Origin of the sequence: Streptomyces ficellus, assembly GCF_030406405.1 — a bacterium.
In the GTDB taxonomy this organism is placed as follows: Bacteria; Actinomycetota; Actinomycetes; order Streptomycetales; family Streptomycetaceae; genus Streptomyces; species Streptomyces ficellus_B.
On the sequence record NZ_JAUEPL010000006.1, the window covers coordinates 178,198 to 192,535 of the forward strand.

15 protein-coding genes are annotated in these 14,338 nt (G+C 72.3%); 3 read left to right on the forward strand and 12 right to left on the reverse strand.

Features of this window, described 5'->3' with window-relative positions; all coding sequences use genetic code 11:
• Window positions 1–173: 173 nt before the first annotated feature.
• From QWM81_RS06990 to QWM81_RS07015, 6 genes are all read right to left on the reverse strand, one after another.
• Window positions 174–1,031, reverse strand: coding sequence for a siderophore-interacting protein (locus QWM81_RS06990; RefSeq protein WP_290110724.1), 858 nt, complete (start codon window positions 1,029–1,031; stop codon window positions 174–176).
• A gap of 5 nt (window positions 1,032–1,036) precedes the next feature.
• Entirely contained in the window at window positions 1,037–2,077 is a 1,041-nt protein-coding gene (locus tag QWM81_RS06995; RefSeq protein WP_290110726.1) for an ABC transporter substrate-binding protein, read from the reverse strand.
• A gap of 157 nt (window positions 2,078–2,234) precedes the next feature.
• Window positions 2,235–3,395 (reverse strand): acyl-CoA dehydrogenase family protein, encoded by a 1,161-nt coding sequence (locus QWM81_RS07000; protein ID WP_290110727.1) that lies wholly within the window; start codon window positions 3,393–3,395, stop codon window positions 2,235–2,237.
• Between the two features lie 3 nt (window positions 3,396–3,398).
• Window positions 3,399–4,349, reverse strand: coding sequence for a hydroxymethylglutaryl-CoA lyase (locus QWM81_RS07005; RefSeq protein ID WP_290110728.1), 951 nt, complete (start codon window positions 4,347–4,349; stop codon window positions 3,399–3,401).
• The gene (locus QWM81_RS07010; RefSeq protein ID WP_290110781.1) at window positions 4,346–6,283 is read right to left on the reverse strand and encodes an acetyl-CoA carboxylase biotin carboxylase subunit; all 1,938 of its coding nucleotides are present in this window, start codon (window positions 6,281–6,283) and stop codon (window positions 4,346–4,348) included. Before QWM81_RS07010 ends, QWM81_RS07005 begins: the two co-directional genes overlap by 4 nt.
• A 20-nt stretch (window positions 6,284–6,303) precedes the next feature.
• Complete coding sequence (locus QWM81_RS07015; RefSeq protein WP_290110729.1) at window positions 6,304–7,920, reverse strand: carboxyl transferase domain-containing protein; 1,617 nt, start codon at window positions 7,918–7,920, stop codon at window positions 6,304–6,306.
• 108 nt (window positions 7,921–8,028) lie between these two features.
• Between QWM81_RS07015 and QWM81_RS07020 the strand changes: the two genes are divergently transcribed.
• The gene (locus QWM81_RS07020) at window positions 8,029–8,607 is read left to right on the forward strand and encodes an SACE_7040 family transcriptional regulator (protein WP_290110731.1); all 579 of its coding nucleotides are present in this window, start codon (window positions 8,029–8,031) and stop codon (window positions 8,605–8,607) included.
• A gap of 27 nt (window positions 8,608–8,634) precedes the next feature.
• On the opposite strand, the gene QWM81_RS07025 is transcribed toward QWM81_RS07020, so the two are convergent.
• Window positions 8,635–8,841 (reverse strand): hypothetical protein, encoded by a 207-nt coding sequence (locus QWM81_RS07025; RefSeq protein ID WP_290110732.1) that lies wholly within the window; start codon window positions 8,839–8,841, stop codon window positions 8,635–8,637.
• On the reverse strand, window positions 8,838–9,044 hold the full coding sequence (locus tag QWM81_RS07030; RefSeq protein WP_290110733.1) for a hypothetical protein: 207 nt from the start codon (window positions 9,042–9,044) through the stop codon (window positions 8,838–8,840). The genes QWM81_RS07025 and QWM81_RS07030 overlap by 4 nt, the downstream gene beginning before the upstream one ends.
• A 154-nt stretch (window positions 9,045–9,198) precedes the next feature.
• On the opposite strand from QWM81_RS07030, the gene QWM81_RS07035 reads away from it, so the two are divergent.
• Together QWM81_RS07035 and QWM81_RS07040 are read left to right on the forward strand one after the other, a co-directional pair.
• A complete protein-coding gene (locus QWM81_RS07035; protein WP_290110734.1) occupies window positions 9,199–9,459 on the forward strand; it encodes a GntR family transcriptional regulator in 261 nt (86 codons plus the stop codon).
• A 58-nt stretch (window positions 9,460–9,517) separates the two neighbouring features.
• Window positions 9,518–10,285, forward strand: a complete 768-nt coding sequence (locus QWM81_RS07040; RefSeq protein ID WP_290110736.1) for a phosphatase — start codon at window positions 9,518–9,520, stop codon at window positions 10,283–10,285.
• 23 nt (window positions 10,286–10,308) lie between these two features.
• On the opposite strand, the gene QWM81_RS07045 is transcribed toward QWM81_RS07040, so the two are convergent.
• From QWM81_RS07045 to QWM81_RS07060, 4 genes are all read right to left on the reverse strand, one after another.
• On the reverse strand, window positions 10,309–10,764 hold the full coding sequence (locus tag QWM81_RS07045) for a hypothetical protein (RefSeq protein WP_290110738.1): 456 nt from the start codon (window positions 10,762–10,764) through the stop codon (window positions 10,309–10,311).
• 13 nt (window positions 10,765–10,777) lie between these two features.
• Window positions 10,778–11,641, reverse strand: coding sequence for an acyl-CoA thioesterase (locus QWM81_RS07050; protein WP_290110740.1), 864 nt, complete (start codon window positions 11,639–11,641; stop codon window positions 10,778–10,780).
• Between the two features lie 5 nt (window positions 11,642–11,646).
• On the reverse strand, window positions 11,647–12,804 hold the full coding sequence (locus QWM81_RS07055; RefSeq protein ID WP_290110742.1) for an acyl-CoA dehydrogenase family protein: 1,158 nt from the start codon (window positions 12,802–12,804) through the stop codon (window positions 11,647–11,649).
• Between the two features lie 106 nt (window positions 12,805–12,910).
• The gene (locus QWM81_RS07060) at window positions 12,911–14,323 is read right to left on the reverse strand and encodes a PucR family transcriptional regulator (RefSeq protein ID WP_290110744.1); all 1,413 of its coding nucleotides are present in this window, start codon (window positions 14,321–14,323) and stop codon (window positions 12,911–12,913) included.
• Window positions 14,324–14,338: the final 15 nt, after the last annotated feature.

Genomic DNA, 14,338 nt, shown 5'->3' on the forward strand with positions numbered 1-14,338 from the left:
CCTAATTTGGAGGCGCAACGGCCCCTGGGGTCCCAGGGGGCACGGGCGTTACGGTGCCGTGCCGTGGCTCGGCCGGGATGGGTGCCGGCTCGGGCTCGCGCCCGTGGGTGTGCGGCGCCGCCCCGGGTACACCCGGTGCGGCGCCGCACACGGCAGTGGTGGGCGGACCGGCGTTACGCCGCGTCCTCGGCCGCCTCCGGGGCCTCCCGGAGGGCGTCCTCGCTCAGGCCCTTGCGCCAGTACCCGACGAACGTCACACGCCGCCGGTCGAGCTGACGCTCATTGACCAGGTGACGGCGGAGCGCCTTGACCGACCCCGACTCGCCCGCGATCCAGGCGTACGGGGCCGAGCCGGTCAGCTCGGCGGCGCGCACGGCCTCGACGGCACAGGGCGCGCCCTCCTCGCGGACCAGCCAGGTGACGGTCGCGTCCGCCTCCGTCCGCAGCTCCAGCCGGTCGGCGGCGTACGGCACTTCCAGCCACACCCGCGCCCTGGTCCCGGCGGGCAGCCACTCCAGGATCGACGCGGCGGCGGGCAGCGCCGTCTCGTCCCCCCAGATCAGCACCTCGTCCGCGTCCTCGGGCAGATGGAAGCGCACACCGGTGTTGTCGGCCACCGCCGGGCCGAGCACCACGACCCGGTCGCCCTCGGACGCCTGTTGTGCCCAGCGGCACGCGGGCCCGCCATCCTCATGGAGCGCGAAGTCGATGTCGACCTCGTCGGGATCGTGCCGCTGCTCGCGCACGGTGTACGAACGCATCACCGCCCGTACGTCCTCCGGCATGGCCCGCCACGCGCCGAGCGCCGCGTACAGGTCGCCACCGTCGAGCGGCGGCATGACCGGCTCGCTCTGCCCCGGGTGCGGCAGGAACAGCGACAGGCTCTGGTCACGGCCACCGGAGGCGAACCCCTTCAGCTCCTCACCGGTCGCCCCCGCGAACGTGACACGGACCATCGACGGCCCCAGCCGCCGCGTCCGTACCACCCGCAGGGAGAAGAAACCGAACGCAGCGGTCTCGGCTGTCGTCATCCGGCTCAGGCCACCTTCTTGGCGTTCTCGATCGCCTCGGCGAGGTTCTCCAGCAGCGGGGCACACTTGTCGTACGAGTAGACCGGCTCGGTGAAACGCGGGACGACCTGGCCGGCCTTCACGGCGGGCAGCTGGGCCCAGGTCGGCTTGGACTTCAGGTCGGCGGGCTGAATGGCCTGGCTGCGGTTGTCCATCATGATGATGTCGGCCGGGTACGTGTCGAGGTTCTCCCAGCTGAGCTCCTCGAAGTAGCCCTGCGCGTTCACCTTCGGCTTGACGAACTTCACGCCCAGTTCCTCGAAGTACAGCGTGTCCGCCGACATCTTGGCGAGCGAGACGTAGAACAGCTCCGCGCTGGCCGAGCCGATCATGACGCGGATCTCGGGCCGCGCCTTGGCGGCGGCGCGCAGCCGGGCGGCGGCCTTCTCGAAGCGGGCCTTGGCCTCGACCGTCTTCTTGTCCTTCAGGTCGGCGCCCAGGGACTCGGCGAGCTGGGCGTGGCGCTCCAGGGCCTTGGGCATGGTGGTGTTGGCGGCCCACAGGGCGACGCTCGGCGCCAGCTTGAGGATCTTGTCGTGGGACTGCGGCGGCAGGTACCACAGGACGTCCTTGTCCCACATCGCCGAGACCAGCAGCTCGGGTTCGAGCTTCAGGTACTCCTCGATGTTGAACTGGCCCCACACGTTGCCGATGTTCTTCACCTTGGTGACGTCGAGGTCACCGGCCTGGATGTCCGCCGTCTCCTTGCCCGTCTTCGGGTCCTTGACGGTGGTGGGGCCGAAGACGCCCTTGACCTCGATGCCGTAGTCGTGCAGCGCGGCGGCGGTGCCGATGAAGGCGACGATGTTCTTCGGGACGGACTTCAGCTCGACGGCCTTGCCGCGGTCGTCCGTGAACTTCCACGGGCCGGACTTCTCGCCGGCCGGGGCGGAGTCCTTGGCGTCCTTGCCGCCACAGGCCACGAGCGCGGCGCCGAGCCCGAGGGCGCCGCCCGCGGCGAGCAGGCCGCGACGGGTGAGATGGGAGGCTCGGGCGTTGCTGGGCATGGCGGAGTCGCTTTCGTACGGCCGGTTTCGGCCACTGGGCAAAGTCGAAGGTAGGTTAGCCTAACCTCACGACTTGTCCAGAGGGTGCCCCCGTGTGGGATGGAGCACTCGCCACCCGCGGCCCATGGCCCCCGGCGGTCCGGGGGCCGGCCGTGCGTCAGGCCGACAGCCCCAACTCGCGGGCGATCAGCATGCGCTGGACCTCACTGGTGCCCTCGCCGATCTCCAGGATCTTGGAGTCCCGCCACATCCGGGCCACCGGATACTCGTTCATGAAGCCGTACCCGCCGTGGATCTGGGTGGCCTCGCGGGCGTTGTCGACGGCGACCGTCGACGAGTACAGCTTCGCCAGCGCCGCCTCCTTCTTGAACGGCTCGCCGCGCACCAGCCGGGACGCCGCGTCGCGCCAGCCGATCCGGGCCATGTGCGCCCGCATCTCCATGTCGGCGAGCTTGAACTGAATGGCCTGGTTGTCGCCGATGGGCCGGCCGAACGCGTGCCGCTCCTTGGCGTACTTCAGCGACTCGTCCACACATCCCTGCGCCAGCCCCGTCGCGAGGGCCGAGATGGCGATACGGCCCTCGTCGAGGATGCGCAGGAACTGGGCGTACCCGCGGCCCTCCTCGCCGAGCAGGTTCGCGGCCGGGACGCGGACGTCGTCGAAGGACAGCTCACGGGTGTCCGAGGCGTTCCAGCCGACCTTGGAGTACGGGGCGGCGACCGTGAAGCCGGGCGTGCCGGACGGCACGATGATCGAGGAGATCAGCGGCTTCCCCTCGGGGGTGCGGCCGGTGACGGCGGTGACCGTGACCAGGCCCGTGATGTCCGTACCCGAGTTGGTGATGAAGCACTTGGTGCCGTTGATGACCCACTCGTCGCCGTCCCGGCGGGCCGTCGTCTTCGTACCGCCCGCGTCCGAACCGCACTCGGGCTCCGTCAGCCCGAACGCGCCGAGGATCTCACCGCCGCACATCCGGGGCAGCCACTGCCGCTTCTGCTCCTCGGTGCCGAAGCGGTAGACCGGCATCGCGCCGAGCGAGACGCCCGCCTCCAGCGTGATGGCCACCGACGAGTCGACACGCGCGAGCTCTTCGAGCGCGATGCCGAGCGCGAGGTAGTCGCCGCCCATGCCGCCGTACTCCTCCGGGAACGGCAGGCCGAACAGGCCCATGCGGCCCATCTCGCGGACGATCTCGTACGGGAACTCGTGCCGCTCGTAGAAGTCCCCGATCTTCGGGGCGACGACCTCGTGCGCGAACTCCTCGACGGTACGGCGCAGTTCCTCGTGCTCCGGTGAGAGCCGGTGGTCCAGGGACATGACTCAGGACTCCTTGTGGGAGGCCGCGCCGCCAAGGGCGCGGACGGTGCGGGACGGGCTGGGACGGCCCAGGCGTCCGGCCAGCCACTCGCTGGTGGCGGTGAGCCGGCCGAGGTCGACCCCGGTCTCGATGCCGAGGCCGTGGAGCATCCACACGAGGTCTTCGGTGGCGAGGTTGCCGGTGGCGGACTTGGCGTACGGGCAGCCGCCGAGCCCGCCGGCGGAGGCGTCGACGGTGGTCACGCCGTGCTGGAGGGCCGCCAGGGTGTTGGCCAGCGCCTGGCCGTATGTGTCGTGGAAGTGCACGGCGAGGGCGTCCGTCGGGATGCCGGCGTCGTTCAGCGCGGTCAGCAGGGCCTGGACGTGGCCGGGGGTGGCCACGCCGATCGTGTCGCCGAGGCTCAGCTCGTCACAGCCCATGTCCCGCAGCCGGCGCGAGACGCGGACCACCTGCTCGACGGGGACGGGGCCTTCCCAGGGGTCGCCGAAGCACATGGACAGATAGCCGCGCACCGACAGGCCCGCCTCTATGGCGCGGGTGACGACCGGGGCGAACATGGCGAGCGCCTCATCCACCGTGCGGTTGAGGTTGGCCTTGGCGAACGACTCGGTGGCGCTGGCGAACACGGCGACCTCGCGCGCGCCGAGCGTGAGCGCCCGGTCGAGGCCGCGGTCGTTCGGCACGAGGACCGGCAGCCTGGCCGGCACGTCGCGCACCATCGGGAACAGCTGCTCGGCGTCGGCCAGTTGGGGCACCCACCTGGGGTGGACGAAGCTGGTCGCCTCGATGGTGGTCAGCCCGGCGTCGGCCAGGCGCCGGATGAACTCGGCCTTCACCTCGGTCGGAACGGTGCCCTGCTCGTTCTGCAGGCCGTCGCGCGCGCCCACCTCGTGGATCCGCACGCGCGCGGGGAGCCCCGGCGCGGGCACGGTCATGGGCAGTGCGGTGGTCATTCCTCCTCCTTCGGCACGACCACGGCCAGCACCTGGTCCATGGCGACGGTGGAGCCGGGCGAGACGTCCAGCTCGGCGACGGTGCCGTCGTGCGGGGCGGAGATGACGTGCTCCATCTTCATCGCCTCGACCACGACCAGGCCCTGCCCGGCCGTCACCTCGTCCCCGACGGCCACCTTCACGACGGTGACGGTCCCGGGCATGGGCGCGGTCAGCGCATCGGCGCCCGAGTGCGCGGCGCGGTTCAAGGACGCCTCGACGGGGTCGTGGTCCAGGACGTTCCAGCTGTCCCCGTCCCGGCCGAGCCACGTGCCGGCACGGTGGAAGGTGTGGGTGACGCCGTCCACGGTGACCGTGACCCGGTCGTCCGTGACGTGTGCCTGCCCCCGGGTCCGGTGAGCGACGGGTTCCGAGCCCGCTACGCGCAGCCAGTGCGTGAGCGGTACGGGCTCCCCGCCGAGCCGCCAGCCGCTGGGCACCGCGAAGGGGTCCACCCAGCCGTTGGCCTGCGGCTGCGGGCGCAGCCGGGCCTCCCGTACCGCCGCCGCCGCTTCGTACACCTCCTCGGGGACACCTGCCGGAACCAGGGCGTCCACGTCCCGCTCCACCAGACCCGTGTCGATGTCGCCCGTGACGACGTCCGGGTGGGCCAGCAGGCGGCGCAGGAAACCGGCGTTCGTCGGCACGCCCAGGGTCACCGTCCCGGCGAGGGCGGCGCGCAGTTTGCGCAGCGCGGTGGGGCGGTCCTCGGCGTGGACGATGACCTTCGCGAGCATCGGGTCGTACAGGCTGGAGACCTCCGTGCCCTCGCTCAGGCCCGAGTCGGTGCGCACCCCCTCGCCCTGGGGCTCGTTCAGCGCGAGCACCGTGCCGCCGGAGGGCAGGAAGCCGCGCGCGGGGTCCTCGGCGCAGAGGCGGGCCTCGACGGAGTGCCCGGTGAGGATGATGGCGTCCTGGGTGAAGGCCAGCGGCTCCCCGGCGGCGATCCGCAGCTGCCACTCCACCAGGTCCAGCCCGGTGATCAGCTCGGTGACCGGGTGCTCGACCTGGAGGCGGGTGTTCATCTCCATGAAGTAGTACGAGGAAGGGTCGCTGCCCGGGACGATGAACTCCACCGTGCCCGCGCCCCGGTAGCCGCAGGAGCGGGCGGCCTGCACCGCCGCCTCACCCATGGCCGCCCGGGTCCTGTCGTCCAGCAGGACGCTCGGCGCCTCCTCGATGATCTTCTGGTGGCGGCGCTGGAGCGAGCACTCGCGCTCGCCGAGGTGCACCACGTTCCCGTGCGCGTCCGCCAGCACCTGGATCTCGATGTGCCGGGGCCGGTCGATCCACCGCTCGACCAGGAGCGTGTCATCGCCGAAGGACGCCCGCGCCTCGCGCCGCGCCGCCGCGATCTCCTCCCGCAGGGCCGACTCGACGCGGGTGAGCCGCATGCCCTTGCCGCCGCCGCCCGCCGAGGGCTTGAGCAGCACCGGCATACCGATCTCGCGGGCGGCCGCCGCCAGTTCCTCGTCGCTCAGCCCGCTCCCGGACGAGCCGGGCACCACGGGGACGCCGGCGGCCTTCACGGTCTCCTTGGCGCGGATCTTGTCGCCCATCAGGGCGATGGCGGAGGCGGGCGGCCCGATGAAGACCAGCCCCGCGTCCTCGCAGGCCCGCGCGAACGCCGCGTTCTCCGCCAGGAAGCCGTACCCCGGGTGGACCGCCTGCGCGCCCGTCCGCGCCGCCGCCTCCAGCAGCCGGTCCACGCGCAGGTAGCTCTCGGCGGCGGGCGGCGGCCCGATCCGTACCGCCGTGTCCGCCTCCCGTACGTGCCGGGCGCCGGCGTCCGCGTCGCTGAAGACGGCGACCGACCGGATGCCGAGGGCCCGCAGCGTACGGATGACGCGGACCGCGATCTCGCCTCGGTTGGCCACCAGGACGGTGTCGAACATCGTCATCTCGTAAGGTCCCCTCACATCCGGAAGACGCCGAAGCCGCGGTCGCCCAGCGGGGCGTTGGCACAGGCGGTCAGGGCCAGACCCAGCACCTGCCGGGTCTCCAGCGGGTCGATCACGCCGTCGTCCCACAGCCGGGCCGTGGCGTAGTAGGCGTTCCCCTGCTGCTCGTACTGCGCGCGGATCGGGTCCTTGAACGCTTCCTCGTCCTCGGCGGACCAGGACTCCCCGCGCGCCTCCAGCTGGTCGCGCTTGACCGTGGCGAGGACGGAGGCGGCCTGCTCGCCGCCCATGACCGAGATCTTGGCGTTGGGCCACATCCACAGGAAGCGCGGCGAGTACGCCCGCCCGCACATGGAGTAGTTCCCCGCTCCGTACGACCCGCCGATGACGACCGTCAGCTTCGGCACGCGCGTGCAGGCGACGGCGGTGACCATCTTGGCGCCGTGCTTGGCGATGCCGCCCGCCTCGTAGTCACGGCCGACCATGAAGCCGGAGATGTTCTGGAGGAACAGCAGCGGGATACCGCGCTGGTCGCACAGCTCGATGAAGTGCGCGCCCTTCTGGGCGGATTCGGAGAACAGGATGCCGTTGTTCGCGACGATCCCGACCGGATGGCCGTGGATGCGGGCGAAGCCGGTGACCAGGGTCTGGCCGAATTCCGCCTTGAACTCCGCGAACCGGGAGGCGTCGACGATCCGCGCGATCACTTCCCGTACGTCGTACGGCGTACGGGAGTCGACCGGCACCGCGCCGTACAGCCCCGCCGGGTCGACCTTCGGCTCCTCGGCGGGCTCCACGGACCAGGGCAGCGGGCCGCGCGGGGGGAGGGTGGAGACGATATTGCGGACGATCCGCAGCGCGTGCGCGTCGTCCTCGGCGAGGTGGTCGGTCACCCCGGACGTACGGGAGTGGACCTCGCCGCCGCCCAGCTCCTCCGCGGTGACGACCTCCCCGGTCGCGGCCTTCACCAGCGGCGGGCCACCCAGGAAGATCGTGCCCTGGTTCCGTACGATCACGGCCTCGTCGCTCATCGCCGGGACGTACGCCCCACCGGCCGTGCACGAGCCGAGGACGGCGGCGATCTGCGGAATCCCGGCGCCGGACATACGGGCCTGGTTGTAGAAGATCCGCCCGAAGTGCTCCCGGTCGGGGAAGACCTCGTCCTGCTTGGGCAGGAACGCGCCACCCGAGTCGACGAGGTAGACGCACGGCAGCCGGTTCTCCAGAGCCACCTCCTGTGCGCGCAGGTGCTTCTTCACGGTCATCGGGTAGTACGTGCCGCCCTTGACCGTGGCGTCGTTGGCGACGACCACGACCTCACGGCCGCTGACGCGCCCGATCCCGGCGATGACGCCGGCGGCCGGGGCCTGGTCGTCGTACATCCCGTTCGCCGCCAGGGGCGCCAGCTCCAGGAACGGCGAACCGGGGTCGAGGAGTGTGTCGACCCGGTCGCGCGGCAGCAGCTTCCCCCGGGCGGTGTGCCGGGCGCGGGCCGTCTCGCCGCCCCCCAGCCGCACGGCGGCCAGCCGGGCGCGCAGCCCGTCGGCCAGCTCCTGGTGCGCCGCCTCGTTGGCCTGCCAGGCCGCGGACGCGGGATCCGCCGCGCTCACCAGCACAGGTGCCTGCTGCATCGTGTCGAGCCCCCTTGCCCGTACGCCTGCTCATAGGATCTACGTTAATGAGCGTTAACGCATGTCCTCAGGTTAACGACCGCTAACCGCCTTGTCTAGAATCAATCCATGAGCACCAGGACCGACGCCCCGACGCGCCGTGAGCAGATCCTCAAGGAGGCCGCCCGCCTCTTCGCCGAGCGCGGCTTCCATGGCGTCGGCGTCGACGAGATAGGAGCCGCGGTCGGCATCAGCGGCCCCGGCCTCTACCGCCACTTCCCCGGCAAGGACGCGATGCTCGCCGAGCTGCTGGTCGGCATCAGCGAACGCCTCCTCGCCGGCGGCCGCCGCCGCGTGGAGGAGGCCCACGGCGACGCGAAGGCGCTGCTCGCCGCCCTGATCGACGGCCACATCGACTTCGCGCTCGACGACCGCCCCCTGATCACCCTGCACGACCGGGAGCTGGACCGCCTGCGGGACGAGGACCGCAAGCGGGTGCGGCAGCTCCAGCGGCAGTACGTCGAGCTGTGGGTCTCCGTGGTGCGCGAGCTGTACCCGGCGCCCCCGGAGGCGGAGGCGCGGGCCACCGTCCACGCCGTGTTCGGCCTGCTCAACTCCACCCCGCACATCGGCCTGCTCGGCCGCACGGCCATGGAATCCCTGCTGCGCCGCCTGGCCCACGGAGCCTTCGGCTCCCTGGCGGCGTGAGCGTTCCGGTTCTCGGCGCCCGTCTTCCTACGGGGCCGGGTGGTCGTGTCGGCCGGTGGCGAGGAGGTCCAGGGCGCCTGGCGGCCTCGGGATGTGCGGGGCGCAGTCCGTGCAGGCGTAGACGTTGAACCCGGGACCCGATCCGGCGTGGACCTCGGCGACCAGCACGGGCGTCTCGGTGAGCCTGTCGCACCGGACGCACATCCGCACCGGACGGCGCGCCGGGGCGGTCACCCGGTCAGCCCGAGCAGGTAGGGGCGCACCAGGGCCGTCTCGGTGCCGTCCAGGGGCTCGTCGAGCCCGTACGGCGAGCGCAGCGGCGGAAGGCTGGGCGGCGGGGGCTGGACGGTCGGGCGGGTGGGGGGTGCCTCGGGGGCGCGCGGGGGTACGAACAAGGCCCTCGCCCATCGGGGGAGGACACGGATAAGGTTGGTCATGTCGGTCTGCTTTCTCCAGATCGGCCACGCCCCGGGACGGTTGCAGCCGTCGCCGGGGCTCTCTGCGTCACCAGGATAGGGGAGGTGTACTACCCCCGTCTACCCTCTGGGGTGGCTATGGCAGGTCCATGCTGGGCGCCTAGGGTCCGACTCCATGAGCATTGACCGGGAAGGGCCCGTTCCGCCGTACCGCCAGATCGCGACGATCCTGCGCGCACGCATTGAGGACGGAAGCATCCCGCCCGGACGTCGCATCCCCAGCCTGGTGGCGCTGGAGGGAGAGTTCGGCGTGGCGCGGGACACTCTGCGTAAGGCCGTGCAGGTTCTGAAGAACGAAGGCTTGGTGCATACGGTCCCGGGCATGGGCGTCTACGTCATCGACGGCCCCGCGGAAGGCGACACGGGCGCCCGGTAACCGTCCACCCCCCGAAACAGCCCAACCACTCCGCGTGGCGGGGCGGCACAATGGGGCCATGCCGATACCCAGCCGTGCCGCCCTCGTCGAGCACCTCGTCCGTACCCGGATCGCCGGAGACGTCGCCACGCCCCGCGACAACAACCTCTCCCACTACCGCAAGCTGGCGAACGGTGACCGTCACTACTGGCTCGGTCTGGAGCTGGGTGACCGGTGGACGGACGAGCAGGACGTGCTCGCCGTGATGGCCGAGCGGTGCGGAGTGAACGACGACCCGGCGCACCGGGCCGGGCAGGACACCATCGACCCGGAGCTCACCGTCGACGCCCTGGACCGGGCCGCCGCGCGCCTGCGCAAGGCCGCGGCCGGCAAGCAGCGGGTGCTGTTCGCGACCGGACACCCCGGCGCGCTGCTCGACGTGCACAGCAGAACCGCCGCCGCGCTGCGCGGCGCCGGGTGCGACATCGTGCGCATCCCCGGCGGGCTCACCGCCGACGAGGGGTACGTCGTGCAGTTCGCGGACGTGGCCGTCTTCGAGCGCGGAGCCACCCTGTGGCACACCCATTCGCCGGAGCCGATGAACGCCATCCTGGACCGGCTGGACGTACAGCCCGATCTAGTGGTCGCCGACCACGGCTGGGCGGGCCGGGCGGGCCAGCGCGGGATCGACTCCATCGGGTACGCCGACTGCAACGACCCCGCCCTGTTCATCGGCGAGGCCGAGGGGACCATGCAGGTCACGATCCCGCTCGACGACCACGTCCTGGACCCGCGCTTCTACGAGCCGATGACGGAGTACCTGCTGGACGCGGCCGGGCTGCTCTGACGGGCGGGCCCTCAGCGGGCTCCTCAGCGGGCGCCCCCGCTGCCCAGCTCGCCCCGTGCGGCCTCCATGAACGCGTGCCGCCGTTCACGTTTGGCGGGCGGCGCCGCGCCCGTCGTGCCCTTGCGCACGCGCGCGTGCAGCGCTTCGGCGTAATCCTGGGCGGCCTGCGCCGTCTCGCGCGCGCAGAGCAGTTCCACGGCCTTCGTCGCCAGCCACAGCTCGTGCAGCGCCTCCTCGTCGGTGCCGCACGGATCCGACAGGCCGAGGTTCCTGCTGTCGAGCACCAGCTCGATCCGTTGCGCGGAGCCGAGGAACTCCATGATGGCTGCCTTCCGCTCCGCGCGTTCCGTGGCGGACCGCTCCCATTGATGGCGCCGGTTGTCGACCCGGGTCGCGAGGTGCTGGCCTATGAGCGTGCCCAGCGTTCCCAGCACAACTCCCGCGAGGGCCAGGGCAGTTCCACCCGTCAACGTGTCCATGGCGCCAAGGAAATCATCCTCGCGGGACGCGGACCACGCCCTCCTGGATGACGGAGATCGCGAGGCGGCCGTCCTGGGTGTAGATGCGGGCCTGGCCCAGGCCCCGGCCGCCCGAGGACGACGGTGACTCCTGGTCGTACAGGAGCCACTCGTCGGCGCGGAAGGGGCGGTGGAACCACATCGCGTGGTCCAGTGACGCGCCCACCACGTCCCCGACCGCCCAGCCGCCGCGCCCGTGGGCGAGCAGCACCGAGTCGAGGAGCGTCATGTCGGAGACGTACGTCGCCAGGCACACGTGCAGCAGGGGATCGTCCGCCAGCTTGCCGTTCGTGCGGAACCAGACCTGGGAGCGGGGTGCACGGGGTTGTCCGGCGCCGGCCCAGGGCGGGGCGTCGGCGTAGCGCAGGTCGACCGCCGCCCGGGCTTCGATCAGTCGCTCGGCGACCGGGGCCGGGAGGTGGCGCGGCAGGATCTCGCCGGCCGTGGGGAGCGTCTCGGGCGCCGGGGCGGGCGGCATGGCCGCCTGGTGCTCCAAGCCCTCCTCGTACGTCTGGAACGACGCCGACAGGTGGAAGATCGGCTGGCCGTGCTGGACGGCGACGACCCGGCGCGTGGTGAACGAGCGGCCGTCGCGGATGCGGTCCACGGTGTAGACGATCGGCGCGCCCGGGTCCCCGGGGCGCAGGAAGTACGCGTGGAGGGAGTGGGCGTGGCGGTCATCGAGGACGGTGCGTCCGGCGGCGACCAGGGCCTGGGCGGCGACCTGGCCGCCGAAGACGCGGGGGACCAGGGCCGAACGCGACTGTCCCCGGAAGATGTCCTGCTCGATCCGCTCCAGGTCGAGCAGATCGAGCAGGTCGTCAAGCGCCTCGGTCACCTGGCTTACAGGCCCATCGACTTGGCGATGATGGACTTCATGACCTCGCTGGTGCCGCCGTAGATGCGGTTGACGCGGTTGTCCGCGTACAGGCGGGCGATCGGGTACTCGTTCATGTAGCCGTAGCCGCCGTGCAGCTGGAGGCAGCGGTCGATGACGCGGTGGGCGACCTCGGTGCAGAACAGCTTCGCGGAGGCGGCCTCGGCGGGCGTCAGCTCGCCGGCGTCCAGGGCCTCCAGGGCGCGGTCGGCGACGGCCTCGGCGGCGTCCACCTCGGCCTGGCAGGCGGCCAGTTCGAACTTGGTGTTCTGGAAGTGGGCGACCGGCTTGCCGAAGACGGTGCGCTCCTGCACGTACTGCTGCGCGAACCGCACCGCGGCCTTGGCCTGCGCGTACGCGCCGAAGGCGATGCCCCAGCGCTCGGAGGGCAGGTTCTGGCCGAGGTAGTGGAAGCCCTTGTTCTCCTCGCCGAGCAGGTCCTCGACCGGGACCTTGACGTCGACGAAGGCCAGCTCGGCCGTGTCGGAGGTCCGCAGGCCCAGCTTGTCCAGCTTGCGGCCGATGGAGTAGCCCTCGGACGTGGTGTCCACCGCGAAGAGCGAGATGCCGAAGCGGCGGTCCTCGGCGGTGGGGGCCGAGGTGCGGGCGCAGACGATGACGCGGTCGGCGTGCACACCGCCGGTGATGAAGGTCTTGGCGCCGTTGAGGACGTAGTGCGTGCCGTCCTCGGAGAGCTTGGCGGTGGTCTTCATGCCCGCGACGTCGGAGCCGGTGCCCGGCTCGGTCATCGCCAGCGCCCACATCTCCTCGCCGGAGACGAACTTCGGCAGGTAGCGCTTCTTCTGCTCGTCGGTGGCGAGCATCTTGATGTACGGCAGGGCCAGCAGGACGTGCACGCCGGAGCCGCCGAACTGGACGCCCGCGCGCGCGGTCTCCTCGTAGAGCACGGCCTCGAACTTGTGCGTGTCCAGGCCGGCCCCGCCGAACTCCTCGGGGACGTTGATGCCGAAGATGCCCAGCTCGCCGAGCTTGTAGTAGAAGTCGCGAGGCGCCTGGCCGGCCGCGAACCACTCGTCGTAGACGGGGACGACCTCCGCCTCGATGAAGGCGCGGATGGTCTCCCGGAACGCCTCGTGGTCCTCGTTGAATACGGTACGGCGCACGACAACGCCTCCTCTGGGGCCTTGGGGTACGTGATACGGGGCTGGCTAAGCGCTTGCTCAGAGTAAGTTACCCGGGGGTCACCGGGGCTGTCCAGGGTCGTTCACATCACAACCACCGCAGCGCGAACCACAGCTCCATCCGGACCTCCGGGTCGTCCGGATCCACCGACAGCAGCGCCGCGCACCGGGCGATGCGCTGGCGGACCGTGTTGCGGTGGACCCCGAGCGCCGTGGCCGTCCGGTCCCAGCTGCCGTGCAGGGACAGCCAGGTGCGCAGCGTCTCCCGCAAGGGCTCGGTGAGCGGCCCGAGCAGGGTGCGGGCGTACGCGGCGGCCTCCTCCGGGTCGACCAGCCCGCCGAAGCCGGCGGGGCGGTGCCGGACCAGGGGCGCGCCGGTCGCCCAGGCGCGGCGCAGCGCGCGGGCCGCCTGGAGATCGGCGGCGCCCCACTGCGAAGGGTCCGCCGGGGCACTGACCCCGAGGGTCCAGCCGGGGTGCGGGGACGGCTCGCGGCCGGCGGGCAGCAGCGCCCGTACGGCGCCCTCGTGGGCGTCCACCAGAGGTGTGCCCAGCGGTGGCGGGGGGCCCTCACCGCGCGCGTGGACCACGGTCCACGGGGCCTCGCCCAGCAGCGGGGCCACCTCGGCGGGGGCGGCGCCCAGCAGGAGGCGGACCAGGGCGGCGGAACGCGCGGCCTCGTCCGCGCCCTGGTGCGGGGCGGTGAGCAGCGACAGGAGGACCACGGCGACGCCCGCGATCGTGTGGTCGCCCGGCTCGCGGCGCCCCGAGGCGAGGCCCAGGGTGAGGCCCCGGGCGCCCCCGAGGGCGTACGCGGCGAGGTGGGTGCCGGCCACGGTGTCGGCCGCCGAGGCGGGGCGCGAGCCCGAGTGCGGCACCTGGGCCAGGCGCGCCAGGGCCGCCGCGACGTCGGGCTCCACGTCTCGGCCCGCCGCCGCGTACTCCGTGCCGTCCGGCGCGTACAGCGCGGCCCGCCCCGCCAGCCGGGACGCCAGCGCGCGCAGCACGGCCGGCACCGGATCGGGGCGCGCCGCCGCGGTGGCCAGTGACTGCTGCGCCTGCGTCACCCGGCGCAGCTCATGGTGGCGCGCCTCCGCCATGAGCCGCCACACCGCGCGCCCCACCGCCGTGAACGGCGTCCTCGGCGGCACCTCCAGCAGCGGCAGCCCGTGCCGGGCGCAGGCCGCGACCAGCTCGTCCGGCACCGTGTCGTGCACCGGCGCCACCCCGAAGCCCAGCGCCGCCGCGCCCGCCTCGACCACCCGTGAGACGTACCGCTCGGGGTCGGTGAGCTGGACGCCCGCCGTCATCAGCAGCTCGCCGCCCAGCAGGTACGGATAGGGGTCGGCCATCTCGGAGGTGTGCACCCAGTGGATGACCACATCCGAAGGCTCGGACGGCCCCGCGATCAGCCGCAGCCCCAGGTCCTCGCGGGCGAGGAGGGCGGTGAGCGGGATGGCGGGCCCGGGAGGGGTGGGCGTCGCCTCGGACGGGACCGGCATGGACGCTTCCTCCAC

What these genes read in the sequence shown, in the direction of transcription:
- QWM81_RS06990 (WP_290110724.1), bottom strand. Translation starts at nt 1,031, where the DNA reads ATGACGACAGCCGAGACCGCTGCGTTCGGTTTCTTCTCCCTGCGGGTG.
- QWM81_RS06995 (WP_290110726.1), bottom strand. Translation starts at nt 2,077, where the DNA reads ATGCCCAGCAACGCCCGAGCCTCCCATCTCACCCGTCGCGGCCTGCTC.
- QWM81_RS07000 (WP_290110727.1), bottom strand. Translation starts at nt 3,395, where the DNA reads ATGTCCCTGGACCACCGGCTCTCACCGGAGCACGAGGAACTGCGCCGT.
- QWM81_RS07005 (WP_290110728.1), bottom strand. Translation starts at nt 4,349, where the DNA reads ATGACCACCGCACTGCCCATGACCGTGCCCGCGCCGGGGCTCCCCGCG.
- QWM81_RS07010 (WP_290110781.1), bottom strand. Translation starts at nt 6,283, where the DNA reads ATGTTCGACACCGTCCTGGTGGCCAACCGAGGCGAGATCGCGGTCCGC.
- QWM81_RS07015 (WP_290110729.1), bottom strand. Translation starts at nt 7,920, where the DNA reads ATGCAGCAGGCACCTGTGCTGGTGAGCGCGGCGGATCCCGCGTCCGCG.
- QWM81_RS07020 (WP_290110731.1), top strand. Translation starts at nt 8,029, where the DNA reads ATGAGCACCAGGACCGACGCCCCGACGCGCCGTGAGCAGATCCTCAAG.
- QWM81_RS07030 (WP_290110733.1), bottom strand. Translation starts at nt 9,044, where the DNA reads ATGACCAACCTTATCCGTGTCCTCCCCCGATGGGCGAGGGCCTTGTTC.
- QWM81_RS07035 (WP_290110734.1), top strand. Translation starts at nt 9,199, where the DNA reads ATGAGCATTGACCGGGAAGGGCCCGTTCCGCCGTACCGCCAGATCGCG.
- QWM81_RS07040 (WP_290110736.1), top strand. Translation starts at nt 9,518, where the DNA reads ATGCCGATACCCAGCCGTGCCGCCCTCGTCGAGCACCTCGTCCGTACC.
- QWM81_RS07045 (WP_290110738.1), bottom strand. Translation starts at nt 10,764, where the DNA reads ATGGACACGTTGACGGGTGGAACTGCCCTGGCCCTCGCGGGAGTTGTG.
- QWM81_RS07060 (WP_290110744.1), bottom strand. Translation starts at nt 14,323, where the DNA reads ATGCCGGTCCCGTCCGAGGCGACGCCCACCCCTCCCGGGCCCGCCATC.